This window comes from Methanoculleus sp. DTU007 (assembly GCF_001512385.1).
GTDB lineage: Archaea > Halobacteriota > Methanomicrobia > Methanomicrobiales > Methanoculleaceae > Methanoculleus > Methanoculleus thermophilus.
Genome location: NZ_LFRO01000086.1, coordinates 430 through 740 on the forward strand (window position 1 = coordinate 430; position 311 = coordinate 740).

The window sequence follows — 311 nt, forward strand, 5'->3', positions numbered from 1 at the left end:
CCTGGAGCGACTCCCAGATGACCGGGGTTGCAAGGAAGATGTTTTTCCGGCCGATGGTCCCGGCTGCTCCGCTCTCTTCGAGGCCTGCAAGGAGCCGGGGTTCGACCTCGGCGAGGATGAACCGACCGTTGTGGGCCCTGACCTTCCGGGCGTAACGCTCAAGCATCCGGAAGAGGCCGATCCCGGCCTCGATCCTCCCCCGGAGGGTGAGGATGACGACGGCGCTCTCCGACCCCTCGGGGGACGGGAGCGAGCGCTCGATCGCCCGGAGGGTGGCGAAGTAGACGCTGCCGGAGATCGAGAGGATGGTG

At 67.2% G+C, this 311-nt stretch carries 1 protein-coding gene; it reads right to left on the reverse strand.

What is annotated here, in order from left to right:
- The coding region (locus tag ACI94_RS09100; RefSeq protein WP_353743254.1) for an STAS domain-containing protein at positions 1-311 on the reverse strand (311 nt) is incomplete at both ends.